Annotated in this window: 1 pseudogene; it reads left to right on the top strand. The window is 50.2% G+C overall.

Going from position 1 to position 560, the window contains the following annotated elements:
- Nucleotides 1-560, top strand: a pseudogene (umuC, locus tag AC5O77_RS22335) (DNA polymerase V catalytic protein); the annotation flags it as partial.

Genomic DNA, 560 nt, shown 5'->3' with positions numbered 1-560 from the left:
GGCTAAGCTTGCCAATCATGCGGCAAAAAAATGGCAGCGGCAGACGGGTGGGGTGGTGGATTTATCAAATCTGGAACGCCAGCGTAAATTAATGTCTGCTCTCCCCGTGGATGAAGTCTGGGGGATTGGACGGCGGATCAGCAAAAAACTGGATGCGATGGGGATCAAAACCGTTCTCGATTTGGCGGATACAGATATCCGGTTTATCCGTAAACATTTTAATGTCGTGCTCGAAAGAACGGTGCGTGAACTGCGCGGCGAACCCTGTTTGCAACTGGAAGAGTTTGCACCGACGAAGCAGGAAATTATCTGTTCCCGTTCGTTTGGTGAACGCATCACGGATTATACGTCGATGCGGCAGGCCATTTGTAGTTACGCTGCCCGGGCGGCGGAAAAACTTCGCAGTGAGCATCAATATTGTCGGTTTATTTCCACGTTTATTAAGACGTCACCATTTGCGCTCAATGAACCTTATTACGGCAATAGCGCGTCGGTAAAACTGCTGACACCCACTCAGGACAGCAGGGATATCATTAACGCCGCTACGCGATCTCTGGATG

The organism is Stenotrophomonas sp. INTA L402-1 (genome assembly GCF_059295135.1).
The sequence above is the reverse complement of the archived record's forward strand: the minus strand, read 5'-3'. Positions and strand labels throughout refer to the sequence as shown.